We start from the raw sequence: 13,087 nt of genomic DNA on the forward strand, positions 1-13,087 counted from the left end.
GGGGCTACCCACCCTACAATCCAGGCCATGTGCTGTTTCAGCGGTGCAACACGTATTGCCCCTCGAACTGCACCGCCACGTCTTCGCTCCCACTGTTCATCACCTGGGTCTGCAAGGCCAGCCGCGCCCGTCCGTAACGCCGGTAGGTGGCCAGGAAGCGTTTCCAGAGTTTTTCCTCAGGCGCTTGGCAGACGACGGCCGCATCGCGGGTCACCGGCAGCGGATAACTGATCTGCCCTTCCTGAATCACGATATGCCCGTCTTCAATGCCTTCCTCGCGCAGGGCCAGGTGCAGCCAGCCCCAGCCACCGAGTACGGCGCCGCAATACAGGCTGCCGCCGAACATGGTGCTCTTGTGGTTGACGTTGGCCGCCAACGGCAAGGACAGGCGCAGTTGCCGGGCCTGCCAATCGAGCACCTTGAGGCCCATGTCCCGGGTCAAGGGGATGTCGTGGTGCAGGATCGATTCCAGGTAACGGCTGTCGCGGTTCATTGCGGGGCCTCTTGCTTGACAGGGTAATGACGATAATTCAATCGGATTCATCGGCCGACCCCTGGCTGCTGTCGCCGAAGGTCAGGCCATGCTTGCGCAACTTGTCGTGCAGGGTCTTGCGGGGAATGCCCAAGGCCTCGGCCAGGCTGCGCACCGAGCTGTGGGGGCGGGCCAGCTCGGCGGCGATCAGGGTTTTCTCGAAATTTTCCACCTGCTCGCTCAAGCCGCCGCTGACCAGTTCCACCGGTGTCCCAGGGTTGCCGTCGGGCGCGCTGTTGTCCAGGGCCAGCTCCAGGCCCAGGGCAAAGCGTTCTGCGGCGTTCTGCAGTTCTCGCACATTGCCCGGCCAGCTGTGGCGCAGCAGCAACGCCCGGTGCGCCGGCTGTAATTCGTGGGGCGGCAGGCCATGTCGGGCACTGGCTTCGTTGGCGAAATGCTGGAACAGCATCAGCGCATCCTCGCCCCGTTCGCGCAACGGCGGTATGCGCAGCGGCGCGACGTTGAGGCGGTAATACAAGTCGGCGCGAAAACGCCCCTGGTCGGCGGCCTGGCGCAGGTCTTCCTTGGTCGCGGCGATGACACGGATATCCAGGGGAATCTGTTGATTGCCGCCCAACCGCTCCACCACGCGCTCTTGCAGCAGACGCAGCAGCTTGACCTGGACATCCAGGCTCATGCTCTCGATTTCATCCAGGAACAGCGTGCCGCCGTTGGCGAACTCGAACTTGCCGATGCGGCGTTTCTGCGCGCCGGTAAAAGCACCGGGTTCGTGGCCGAACAATTCGCTCTCCACCACCGACTCGGCCAGGGCACCGGCGTTGATCGCCACGAAGGGGCCGTTGCGCCGGCCTGAGAGGTCGTGCAAGGCACGGGCGACCACTTCCTTGCCGGCGCCGGTTTCTCCGAGGATCAGCACGTCGGCACGTGTGGCGGCCAGCGCACCGATCTGCTCGCGCAGGCGCAGCATCGGGGTCGATTGGCCGACGAGGCGGGCACTGAGTTCCTGACGATCGCTCAGGGCCAGGCGCAGGCTGCGGTTGTCCAGCACCAGGCGGCGCAAGGCCAGGGCGCGGCGTACGCTGTCGAGCAGGTGATCGCTGGCGAACGGTTTTTCCAGGAAGTCGTAGGCCCCGGCGCGCATCGCCTGCACCGCCAGCGGCACATCACCGTGGCCGGTAATCAGCAGCACCGGCAGTTCCGGGTCTTGCGCGTGGAGTTCGCCCAGCAGTTCGAGGCCGTCCATGCCCGGCATGCGAATATCACTGACCACCACCCCCGGCCAGTCACGGGGCAGCTGCCCGGCCACGCCCTTGGCTTCGGCCAGGGGCAGGATTTTCAGGCCGGCCAGGTCGAGGGTCTGGCTCAAGGCCTGACGCAGATGGGGATCGTCATCGATCAGCACCACCTCAATCCGGTTGTCGATGGTCATACACTTCGGTCCTCGGACGGTTGCAGGCTCACCCCGGGCGCACCGGCGCGCAGCTTCAGGGTAATCAGGGCGCCGCCTTCCTTGTGGTTGGCGAACGACAGTTCGCCGCCGAAGGCGCGCATCAAGGTGTCGCAGATCGCCAGCCCCAGGCCAAGGCCCTGGGTGCGAGTCTTGGTGGTGTAGAAAGGCTCGCCGGCGCGGCCCAAGGCTTCCATGCAAAACCCTGGGCCGTTATCACGGATGTACAGGTTGACGCCGGTGTCGGTGGCCTGGGCACTGATCCAGAGTTTGCGCGGCTGGCCCTTCTCGGTGAGCGCATCGAGGGCGTTGGCCAGCAGGTTGCCGAGTACTTGGCGCAGGCGGGTTTCGCCGGCCTCGACCCACAGCGTGGCGGCCGGCAAGTCGCGGATCAGCTCTACTTCCATGCTGCGCCGACGTTTGGCGAGCAGCGCCAGGGCATCGTCCAGCGCCGGCTGCAGGGCGACGCTTTCCGGGGCATGACGGTCGCGACGGGCGAACGCGCGCAGGTGGGCGATGATCGATGCCATGCGCCCGGTCAGTTCGCTGATCAGCTTGAGGTTGCCGCGGGCGTCTTCGGTGCGTTGGTGGTCAAGCAGGATCTCGGCGTTTTCCGCGTAGCTGCGAATCGCCGCCAGTGGCTGGTTGAGCTCGTGGCTGATGCTCGCCGACATGGTGCCCAGGGCCGACAGCTTGCCGGCCTGCACCAGGTCATCCTGGGCGCGGACCAATTCCTGCTGGGCCTGCTCGCGCTCCAGCACTTCTTGTCTCAGTCGCCGGTTCAGCCCTTCCAGGTCGCTGGTCCGTTCGGCCACCCGGCCTTCCAGCTCCTGGCGGGCCTTGGCTTCGAAGGCGATCCGATGCAGATAGTGGCGCCGGCGTTGCATCATCAACCCGAGCAACAGCATCAAGACCAGCAAGGCCGCGCCACCGGTGGCAACCACGGTACGCACGGGACGGTCGATCAGCGTGCGCGGGGCGAGGATGCTCACGCTCCAGCCGGTTTCTTCGATGGATTGGGTCTGGGGCAGCCAGGCGTTGGCATCCAGGTTCAGCGGCTTGGGGTCGCGGGTTGGATAAGGTTGTACCGCGCTGATGGCCTTGCGCTCGTCGTCATTGAGCGGCCGGGTCGCGCGAAAGCGCCATTCCTGGCGCGACGTGAGAATGACCACGCCGTTGTGGTCGGTCACCAGCAATTGTTCCGGGGTCTTGCCCCATAGGCTTTCGGTGTGGTCGAGGTCGACCTTGACCACCAGCACGCCGATAACTTTTTCGCGATCGTGCACGGCGGCCGCGAAGAAATAACCGCGCTTGGCCGACGTCGTGCCCAAACCGAAGAAACGCCCCAGGCGCCCGGCCATGGCTTCGATGAAGTACGGCCGGAAGGCGAAATTACGCCCAACGAAACTGTCATGTTTGTCCCAGTTCGACGCGGCCAGCGTCTTGCCGGAAGGGTCCATCAGGTACATGACTTCGGCGCCGGTCTGGGTGCTGATGTTTTTCAGCAGCCGGTTGGCGTTGCCTTGGGTGACGCCGTCGTCCGGGGCCGACAAGGCGGCGCGCAAGGCCGGCAGCTCGCCGAGGATCTGTGGCAACACTTCATAGCGGTGCAGCGTGCCCAGCAGGTTGGCGACGTAAAGGTCCAGGGTCTGGCGGTTCTGGCCGGCCAGTTCACTGCGGTAATAACGCTCGGCCAGGTGCTCCAACGGCCACAGCAACGGCGCCAGGCACAGCGCGAGCAAGGCCAGGCTGCGCCAACGGGGTCTGCGAGGAAGGGTGGAATTCATGAACATGGGGCGCCTGTGGTGACAGGCGTATTATGCCTAGTTGTCTCGCAAATACTATTTGTAAGGCCTTACCAGGCTTGTCCGGCCAGACACCGCTGCAACGCGCTTCGCCAGTCGGGCTGGCTCACAGCCCATTCCTTGGACAGGCGGCTGCAATCCAGGCGCGAGTTCAACGGTCGAGGGGCCGGCGTCGGATAGTCGCTGGACGCAATGGGCTCCAGTCGCGCGCACGGCTTGTGTCGCTCGAGCAGGTTTTCGCCGATGGCCTGGGCGAAACCGAACCAGGACGTCTCCCCCCGGGCCGTCAGGTGATAGGTGCCCCAGGCTCCGGCTTGACCGGCCTGCCAGCGTTCGATCAGTTGGGCGGTGCTGTCGGCAATGGTGCCCGCCCAGGTCGGTGCGCCAATTTGATCGGCCACCACCCGCAGCTGCGGTTTTTCCTGCAACAGGCGCTGCATGGTCAACAGGAAATTGCGGCCCTCGGTGGAATACACCCAGCTGGTGCGCAGGATCAGGTGCTGGCCGCCAGCCTGGCGGATGGCATCTTCACCGGCCAGTTTGCTGCGCCCATAGACGCTCAGCGGATTGGGTGCGTCGTCCTCGGTGTAGGGGGCGGGCTTGAGGCCATCGAAGACGTAGTCGGTGGAGTAGTGAATCAACGGTATGCCCAGTTCGGCCGCCGCCTGGGCCAGGATGCCCGGCGCCGTGGCATTGATGGCGAACGCCCGTTCCGGCTCGCTCTCGGCCTGGTCGACGGCCGTGTGGGCGGCGGCATTGATGATCAGGTCGGGCTTCAAGGCCTTGATGGGGGCGCGCAGGGAATCCGCCTGCGCCAGGTCGAGCTGGTCGCTGCCGCGTACGAGCAACTCGCCCATGCCGCTCAGGCGCGATTGGAGTGCTCGGGAAACTTGGCCATTGCGGCCGATGACCAGGATGCGCAAGGGAATACTCATGGGAACAGGTCTGCCTCGTGCAAGGCCTTGCCGTTCTGGTCCTTGGCCGAGAGGATCGGCGCGTCGTCCAGCGCCCAATCGATGGCCAGTTGCGGATCGTCCCAGCGAATGCAGCGTTCAGCTGAGGGCGCGTAGTAATCGGTGGTTTTGTAGAGGAAGTCCGCCGATTCGCTCAACACGACGAAACCGTGGGCAAACCCTGGCGGCACCCACAGCTGCCGATGGTTTTGCGCCGACAGGCGAACGCCCGCCCATTGGCCGAAGGTCGGCGAGCTGCGGCGAATGTCCACCGCGATATCCAGCACCTCCCCCGCCGTGACGCGCACCAGTTTTCCCTGGGCCTGTTCGATCTGGTAGTGCAGGCCCCGCAGCACGCCCCGGGTGGAGCGTGAGTGATTGTCCTGGACAAACTGCAAGGTGCTGCCGGTCGCCTCGGCAAATGCCCGGGCATTGAAGCTTTCGTAGAAAAACCCCCGATCATCACCGAAGACTTTCGGTTCGATGATCAAGACGTCCGGCAAACAGGTGGCGATGACGTTCAACGTGTTTCTCCGGCGATCTTGAACAGGTACTGGCCGTAGCCGGTCTTGCCAAAATACTGGGCGCGCTCAAGGATGTGTTCGCGGCTGACCCAACCTTGCTGGTAGGCAATTTCTTCCAGGCATGCCACTTTCAGGCCTTGGCGATGTTCGATGGTCTGTACGTATTGCGAGGCTTCCAGCAGGCTGTCGTGGGTGCCGGTGTCCAACCAGGCGAAACCACGGCCGAAGCGCTCGACGTGCAGGTTGCCGCGTTTCAGGTACGCATTGTTGACGTCGGTGATTTCCAGTTCGCCGCGTTTGGATGGCTTGATGGCCTTGGCGATCTCGATCACATCGTTGTCGTAGAAATACAGGCCGGTCACCGCGTAGCTGGATTTGGGTGCGGTGGGTTTTTCTTCGATGGACATCGCCCGCCCTTCCGAATCGAAGTCGATCACGCCAAATCGCTCAGGGTCCTTGACCCAGTAGCCGAACACCGTGGCGCCGCTCGGTCGGTTGATGGCGGTCTGCAATTGCTCGCCAAAATACTGGCCGTGGAAAATGTTGTCGCCCAGGATCAGGCACACCGAATCGCTGCCAATGAATTGCTCGCCGATCAGGAACGCCTGGGCCAAGCCATCGGGTGACGGCTGCTCGGCATAGCTGAAATTCACACCAAACTGCCGACCGTCGCCCAACAGGTTGCGGTATTGCGGCAGATCCTGAGGCGTGGAAATAATCAGAATGTCCTTGATGCCTGCAAGCATCAGCACCGAGATCGGGTAATAGATCATCGGTTTGTCATAAATCGGCAATAGCTGCTTGGAAACCCCTAGGGTAATCGGGTGCAGGCGGGTGCCGGAACCGCCGGCCAGAACAATGCCTTTCATCATGCGATTGCATCCTTGTTGTCGAGCGAGCCCAGGCGCTCGCCCTGATAGCTACCGTCCTGGACCCGTTGGCACCACAGCAGGTTTTCCAGATACCACTGCACCGTCTTGCGCAGCCCGGTCTCGAAGGTTTCTTGAGGTGTCCAGCCCAGTTCCCGTTCGATCTTGCTGGCGTCGATGGCGTAACGCAAATCATGGCCGGGGCGATCCTGGACGAAGCTGATCAGGTCGGCATAGTGCTCGACGCCTTCGGGTTTGCGTGGCGCCAGTTCTTCGAGCAGCGTGCAGATGCTGCGCACCACGTCGATGTTTTTCTGCTCGTTGTGCCCGCCGATGTTGTACGTCTCGCCGATCGCACCTTGGGTGACGACTTTGAGCAGCGCCCGGGCATGGTCTTCGACGAACAGCCAGTCGCGCACTTGCTGGCCGTTGCCGTAGACCGGCAGCGGTTTACCAGCCAGCGCGTTGAGAATCACCAGGGGAATCAGTTTTTCGGGGAAGTGGAACGGCCCGTAGTTGTTCGAGCAGTTGGTCAACAGCACGGGCAAGCCGTAGGTGCGTTGCCAGGCGCGGACCAGATGATCGGACGCCGCCTTGCTCGCCGAATACGGGGAGCTTGGGGCATAGGCGGTGGTTTCGGTGAACAGGTCATCCACGCCGTGCAAGTCGCCATACACTTCATCGGTGGAGATGTGGTGGAAGCGAAACGCGCGCTTCTGCGGTTCGGCCAGGGCCTGCCAATACGCGCGGGTGGCTTCCAGCAGGCTGTAGGTGCCTACGATGTTGGTCTGGATGAAGTCCGCGGGGCCATCGATGGAGCGGTCCACATGGGACTCGGCCGCCAAGTGCATGATGGCGTCAGGTTGGAATCGCGCCAGCACCGCACTGACAGCGGCTTGATCGACAATGTCGGCGTGGACGAATTCGTAGCGGCTGTCGTGATCGATGCTGCTCAGGGACTCGAGATTGCCTGCGTAGGTCAGCTTGTCGAGGTTCAGGACCTGATGCTCTGTATCGAGAATCAGATGCCGTATGAGCGCCGAGCCGATGAAGCCAGCACCGCCAGTGATGAGAATGCGCATCCGGGTAAGCCTTTTTCCGTGGTACGACAAAGCATAGGAGCATAGCTTGTCGGCATGGCGGGAGCGGTGCAAGCGAATATCCCATGGACACACCCTCCTATTCAGCTTCCCAGGAGAGCTGTGCATATTTTTGAACAGGGGGGTTGCTTATCCCCCGACTCGGTGGCGAGATAGGCATCCGAACAAACCACCTCAGGGGTCCTTGTATGCCACTCGCTACGTTGGTTCACCGCGCCAGTTTGCCAAGCCCACAGATCAGCGCTGAGCAAGCGCTGGTGCTGTTGCGCTCGAATTACGGACTCAGCGGCGACCTGCGACCCCTTGGCAGCAACCAGGACCTCAACTACCGCGTCGACAGCGAGCGCGGACGCTTTGTGTTGAAAATTTGCCACGGCGACTACGCTGTCCAGGAAATCCAGGCCCAACATGCCGCCCTCAAGCACTTGGCCGGACACGACGCGGTGAAAGTGCCGCGGGTCATTGCGGCGATCAACGGCCAGGACCTGCTGACCTTGGACGTCGACGGCCAAGCGATTCACATGCGTCTGCTGGAATACATCGACGGCCAGTCCCTCACGCAGCTCAAGCACCTGACACCCGAGCTTGTCACTGGCCTGGGCCGCCTGTGCGCGGAAATGGACCTGGCCCTGGCGACATTCGACCACCCGGGCCTGGAGCGCACCCTGCAATGGGACGCGCGCCACGCCCCGGCCCTGGTCGATTACCTGCTGCCTGTCATCGAGGATGAAACACGACGCCATCGGGTCGCCGAGGTCGCGCAACAGGCCGAGCGGCGCTTGCAGCCGCTCAAGTCCAGCCTGCCGGTGCAGGCGATCCACATGGACATCACCGATGACAACGTGGTCTGGCAGCGCGATGCCCAGCGCCAATGGCAATTGCAGGGCGTTATCGATTTCGGCGACCTGGTCCGTACCTGGCGCATCACTGACTTGTCGGTGACGTGCGCAGCCCTGCTGCATCACGCCGACGGCGATCCGTTCTTTATCTTGCCGGCGATCAAGGCCTACCACGCGATCAACCCCTTGCAGCATCAGGAACTGTTGGCGCTGTGGCCGCTGATCGTGGCGCGCGCCGCAGTGCTGGTGCTCAGCGGTGAGCAGCAGGTTTCCATCGACCCGGACAACCACTACAGCCGCGACAACCTGGCCCATGAGTGGGAGATTTTCCGCGTCGCCCATTCGGTGCCCTTCGAACTGATGGAAGCGGCGATTCTCACCGCCGTCGGTCAAAACCTGCCGCCCATTGCCAGCGAGGGCTTTGCGCCGCTCTTGCCGACCCTGGTAGGGCGTGAGTTCGCCCTGATCGACCTGGGAGTGCTGAGCCCGCATTTCGAAGCCGGCAATTGGGAGCAGCCGGGAATCGACCAGCGCCTGCTGGATGAAGCCGCGGGTGTTCACGGCTTGGCGGCCAGCCGCTATGGGCAGTACCGCTTGTCTCGCACTCGGCCGGACAGCGCCGTCGAACCCGACACTTATCCCTTGCACGTGGCGTTGAGTGTGCCTCGGGGAACGCCGCTCGAATCTCCGTTCGCCGGGGTTGTGCACACGTCTGCCGACGGCATGTTGCAACTGGACAGTGCACAGTTGAGCGTGCGCTTGTGGGGCGTGACGTCGCGGCTGCATTCCGGCGCGGCGCTGGTCAAGGGGCAGGTGCTGGGCGAAGTGACGGGGTCGCTGTGCGTCCAGTTGTGCCGGGGCGCCCACGTGAATCCGCCACTGTTCTGCACGCCCTCCAGGGCCCCGGCCTGGCAGGCGCTTTGCCCTTCGCCGGCGGTGCTGCTGGGGCTGGCGTGCGATGCCGAGCCGGAGACCGATCCCGAGGCGCTGCTGGCTCGTCGCGATGCGAGCTTTGCCCGTTCGCAGAAACACTATTACGTCGATCCGCCGCGCATCGAGCGTGGCTGGCGCAACCACCTGATCGACATGCAGGGCCGCTCGTACCTGGACATGCTCAATAACGTCGCGGTGTTGGGCCACGGCCATCCGCGCATGGCGGCGGTGGCAGCCCGGCAATGGTCGCTGCTCAATACCAACTCGCGTTTCCACTATGCGGCGATCGCCGAGTTTTCCGAGCGCCTGCTGGCGCTGTCGCCCTCCAACATGGACCGAGTGTTCCTGGTCAACAGCGGCACCGAGGCCAACGACCTGGCGATCCGCCTGGCCTGGGCCTACAGCGGCGGACGGGACATGCTCAGCGTGCTGGAGGCTTACCACGGCTGGTCGGTGGCCGCCGATGCGGTATCGACCTCCATCGCCGACAACCCCCAGGCCCTGAGCAGTCGCCCGGACTGGGTGCACCCGGTGACCGCGCCGAACACCTATCGCGGCGAATTCCGCGGCCCCGACAGTGCGCCGGACTACGTGCGCAGTGTCGAACACAACCTGGCGAAAATTGCCGAGAGCAAACGTCAACTGGCCGGTTTCATCTGCGAGCCGGTGTACGGCAACGCCGGTGGGATCGCACTGCCGCCCGGTTACCTGAAGCAGGTCTACGCGATGGTGCGCGAGCGCGGTGGGGTCTGCATCGCCGACGAGGTACAGGTCGGTTACGGGCGCATGGGCGAGTTCTTCTGGGGTTTCGAAGAGCAAGGCGTGGTGCCGGACATCATCACCATGGCCAAGGGCATGGGCAACGGCCAGCCGCTGGGCGCGGTCATCACTCGCCGGGAAATCGCCGAGGCGCTGGAGGCCGAGGGGTATTTCTTCTCGTCGGCCGGCGGCAGCCCGGTCAGTTGCCAGATCGGCATGGCGGTGCTGGATGTCATGGAGGAGGACAATCTCTGGGAAAACGCCCGGGCGGTTGGCGGGCATTTCAAAGCTCGACTGGAGGCCTTGATCGATCAGTATCCATTGGTCGGCGCAGTGCACGGCTCGGGGTTCTACCTGGGCGTGGAGCTGATCCGCGACCGCGACACTCTGGAGCCGGCCACCGAGGAAACCACGGCGCTGTGCAATCGCCTGCGGGAGCTGGGCATCTTCATGCAACCGACGGGTGATTACCTGAACATCCTCAAGATCAAACCGCCGATGGTGACTACGCGCCAGAGTGTGGATTTCTTTGTCGATATGCTGATGAAGGTATTGGACGAGGGGCTGTAATCGATCTGGAATGCCGATCTGTTTCCCTGTGGGAGCGAGCTTGCTCGCGATAGCGGTGGCCAAGCCAATCGTCATGTGGCTGACCCACCGCTATCGCGAGCAAGCTCGCTCCCACAGGGGATTTAGCGTTTTAATAATCGATTTTTGTCGGTCTTTTTCGCTTTGAATTTATTGTTGACTGGATTTTTGACTTTATTAGTCGATATTTATCGTATATAAAATGACCACTGCCTATCGCCCAGGAGATGACCCATGACAACGTTGCACAGCACTCCGCGCGCGGATGGTTTCCACATGCCTGCCGAATGGGCGACCCAGACCCAGGTCTGGATGATCTGGCCCGAGCGCCCGGACAACTGGCGCCTGGGCGGCAAGCCCGCACAGGCTGCCCACGTGGCGGTCGCCAAGGCCATCGCCCGTTTTGAACCGGTGACCGTGGCGGTGTCCGCGGGCCAATACGAAAATGCCCGGGCGCGGCTTGACGTGCCGAATATCCGCTTGGTGGAAATGTCCAGCGACGACGCCTGGGTCCGCGATACCGGCCCGACGTTCGTGATCAACGACAGCGGTGAAGTGCGCGGTATCGACTGGGACTTCAATGCCTGGGGCGGCTTTGACGGCGGCCTGTACGCGCCGTGGAACCGTGATTCGCAAGTGGCCGGCAAGATCCTCGAGCTCGAGCGCAGCCCGCGTTATCGCACCGAAGGTTTCGTGCTCGAGGGTGGGTCGATCCATGTGGACGGCGAAGGCACCGTGATCACCACCGAGGAGTGTCTGCTCAACCGCAATCGCAACCCGCACATGAGCCGTGAGGAGATCGAGGCGGTGCTCAGTGCGCAATTGGCCGTGGACAAGATCATCTGGCTGCCGGACGGTCTTTTCAATGACGAAACCGACGGTCATGTGGATAACTTCTGCTGCTACGTACGGCCTGGCGAAGTCCTGCTTGCCTGGACCGACGACCCGCAAAACCCGAACTACACCCGCTGCCACGCGGCGTTGGACGTGCTGCAAAACAGCACGGATGCCAAGGGGCGCTCCTTCACAGTGCATAAAATGCCGATCCCGGGGCCGTTGTATGCCACCGAAGAGGAATGCGCGGGCGTGGATGCGGTGGAAGGTTCCCAGGAACGCAACCCAACCGTGCGACTGGCCGGTTCCTATGTGAACTTCCTGATCGTCAACGGCGGCATCATCGCGCCGAGTTTTGACGACCCGCTGGATGCACCGGCCAGGGACATCCTGCAGAACCTGTTCCCGCAGCACGAAGTGGTCATGGTGCCAGGACGCGAACTGTTACTGGGCGGCGGGAATATCCATTGCCTTACTCAACAGCAACCCGCGCCGCGGGCAAAGTGAGTGGCGATGTAACAGCCTGATGATATCGCCAGCGCCGGCTCTAAACCGGTGATTTTGGATCCATCCCGGCAAGCCCGCGGCCCGATTGGGTCGCGGGTTTTTTTGTGTTCGTTCGTGGCTGGGCAGGGATGGATTGGCATAGCTCTTGTATTGGATCAGCAGCAGTTCCGGGGAAGGGAACTGAGTTGTTTTGTCATAAACCTTGGATAAATTAGCCGCTCATCAACCAGGAGAGGGCGCTGGAATGAATATGACAAGCGAGCGCACATGCCATCCCTTGGCCGTTAATGGTGAGTCGCTTCAAGCGTTGGCGCAGTGGTTGAAGTCCAACGGAACGCGTCAGATCAGAGAACCTGATCCGCGCCGGATGATCGTTGAGCGCTACCCCGCTGGCCTGTTCAGCGAGGCTGAGCTGGAAGCGCTGTGGGATGTGATGCAAGGATAGAATTCGACGGATTGATAAAAAGCGCTGGCCGGGATGGCAGCGCTTTTTTTGTGTCCGCTGGTTTTCAAGCTCACCCGGATCCTTGTGGGAGCGAGCCTGCTCGCGATAGCGGTGGATCAATGCCACTGATGTCGACTGACACGCCGCCATCGCGAGCAGGCTCGCTCCCACAGGAGGTGGTGTTTCAATTCAGCGGCTATTCGCCCGATCCACGAAACACACTGAAAGCCGTTCCGGCGTTTTTCCGCAGCGCTCGCGAGGCTACCCTGCTGCCTTCGAATCCCCATGGCTAGCGGAGTTTTCCATGACCACTCTCCATTACCTCTACGACCCGCTGTGCGGTTGGTGCTACGGCGCCAAACCGCTGGTGCAGGCGGCGCAGGCTGTATTGCCAGTGATCGCCCATGGCGGCGGCATGATGACCGGTACCAATCGCCAGCAGGTCTCGCCACAACTGCGCAATTATGTGATGCCCCACGACCGGCGCATCGCCGAATACTCCGGGCAGCCCTTTGGCGAGGCCTATTTCGACGGTTTGCTGCGCGACCACAGCGCGGTGTTCGATTCGGCGCCGCCGACCGCCGCCGTCCTTGCGGCCGAACAGCTCGGCGGCCATGGCCTGGAACTGCTAGGACGGCTGCAAACCGCACACTACGTCGAAGGGCGGCGCATTGCAGACGAAACCGTCCTGCTGGCGCTCGCTCAATCCATCGGCCTGCCGGCCCAGGCGTTCCTGGCGGCGTTCCGCGTGGCTGATGTGCAAGGGCATATCAAGGCCAGTCGCGCCTTGCTCGCCCAGGTTGGCGGCCAGGGCTTTCCAACCTTGGCTCTGGAGCAGGACGGCCAGTTCACGCTGATCGACATCGGTCCCTGGCTGGGCAAGCCCGAGGCATTCGCCCAATGGTTGAAGCAAGCACTGCCGGAGCAGGCCTCTGCGCCATCAGCCACTTGCGGTCTGGATGGTTGTTCGTTTTGATTGTTCTTAGACATT

At 62.7% G+C, this 13,087-nt stretch carries 11 protein-coding genes; 4 read left to right on the top strand and 7 right to left on the bottom strand.

What is annotated here, in order from left to right; translation table 11 throughout:
- Nucleotides 1-37 precede the first annotated feature (37 nt).
- From ACLH0I_RS02460 to rfbB, 7 genes are all read right to left on the bottom strand, one after another.
- Entirely contained in the window at nt 38-493 is a 456-nt protein-coding gene (locus ACLH0I_RS02460) for a YiiD C-terminal domain-containing protein (RefSeq protein ID WP_186707286.1), read from the bottom strand.
- 37 nt (nt 494-530) lie between these two features.
- Nucleotides 531-1,922 carry a sigma-54-dependent transcriptional regulator gene (locus ACLH0I_RS02465; protein WP_411386207.1) on the bottom strand — a complete coding sequence of 464 codons (1,392 nt, stop codon included), beginning with the start codon at nt 1,920-1,922 and terminating at the stop codon, nt 531-533.
- Nucleotides 1,919-3,727 carry an ATP-binding protein gene (locus ACLH0I_RS02470; RefSeq protein ID WP_411386208.1) on the bottom strand — a complete coding sequence of 603 codons (1,809 nt, stop codon included), beginning with the start codon at nt 3,725-3,727 and terminating at the stop codon, nt 1,919-1,921. Before ACLH0I_RS02470 ends, ACLH0I_RS02465 begins: the two co-directional genes overlap by 4 nt.
- A 68-nt stretch (nt 3,728-3,795) precedes the next feature.
- On the bottom strand, nt 3,796-4,680 hold the full coding sequence (gene rfbD, locus ACLH0I_RS02475) for a dTDP-4-dehydrorhamnose reductase (RefSeq protein ID WP_411386209.1): 885 nt from the start codon (nt 4,678-4,680) through the stop codon (nt 3,796-3,798).
- Entirely contained in the window at nt 4,677-5,222 is a 546-nt protein-coding gene (gene rfbC, locus ACLH0I_RS02480; protein ID WP_411386210.1) for a dTDP-4-dehydrorhamnose 3,5-epimerase, read from the bottom strand. Before rfbC ends, rfbD begins: the two co-directional genes overlap by 4 nt.
- Nucleotides 5,219-6,094, bottom strand: coding sequence for a glucose-1-phosphate thymidylyltransferase RfbA (rfbA, locus tag ACLH0I_RS02485; RefSeq protein ID WP_411386211.1), 876 nt, complete (start codon nt 6,092-6,094; stop codon nt 5,219-5,221). Before rfbA ends, rfbC begins: the two co-directional genes overlap by 4 nt.
- The gene (rfbB, locus tag ACLH0I_RS02490) at nt 6,091-7,173 is read right to left on the bottom strand and encodes a dTDP-glucose 4,6-dehydratase (RefSeq protein ID WP_411386212.1); all 1,083 of its coding nucleotides are present in this window, start codon (nt 7,171-7,173) and stop codon (nt 6,091-6,093) included. The genes rfbA and rfbB overlap by 4 nt, the downstream gene beginning before the upstream one ends.
- A 206-nt stretch (nt 7,174-7,379) precedes the next feature.
- Here rfbB and ACLH0I_RS02495 point away from each other — a divergent pair, with 206 nt between their 5' ends.
- From ACLH0I_RS02495 to ACLH0I_RS02510, 4 genes are all read left to right on the top strand, one after another.
- Nucleotides 7,380-10,292 carry an aminotransferase gene (locus tag ACLH0I_RS02495; protein ID WP_411386213.1) on the top strand — a complete coding sequence of 971 codons (2,913 nt, stop codon included), beginning with the start codon at nt 7,380-7,382 and terminating at the stop codon, nt 10,290-10,292.
- A gap of 252 nt (nt 10,293-10,544) precedes the next feature.
- Nucleotides 10,545-11,651, top strand: coding sequence for an agmatine deiminase (gene aguA / locus ACLH0I_RS02500; protein ID WP_411386214.1), 1,107 nt, complete (start codon nt 10,545-10,547; stop codon nt 11,649-11,651).
- A gap of 244 nt (nt 11,652-11,895) precedes the next feature.
- Nucleotides 11,896-12,096, top strand: a complete 201-nt coding sequence (locus ACLH0I_RS02505; protein WP_057449186.1) for a hypothetical protein — start codon at nt 11,896-11,898, stop codon at nt 12,094-12,096.
- Nucleotides 12,097-12,400: 304 nt separating this feature from the next.
- On the top strand, nt 12,401-13,072 hold the full coding sequence (locus ACLH0I_RS02510; protein WP_250961864.1) for a DsbA family protein: 672 nt from the start codon (nt 12,401-12,403) through the stop codon (nt 13,070-13,072).
- The last annotated feature ends 15 nt before the right edge of the window (nt 13,073-13,087 follow it).

The organism is Pseudomonas sp. MPB03, assembly GCF_046605385.1.
Classification (GTDB): Bacteria; Pseudomonadota; Gammaproteobacteria; order Pseudomonadales; family Pseudomonadaceae; genus Aquipseudomonas; species Aquipseudomonas zanjanensis.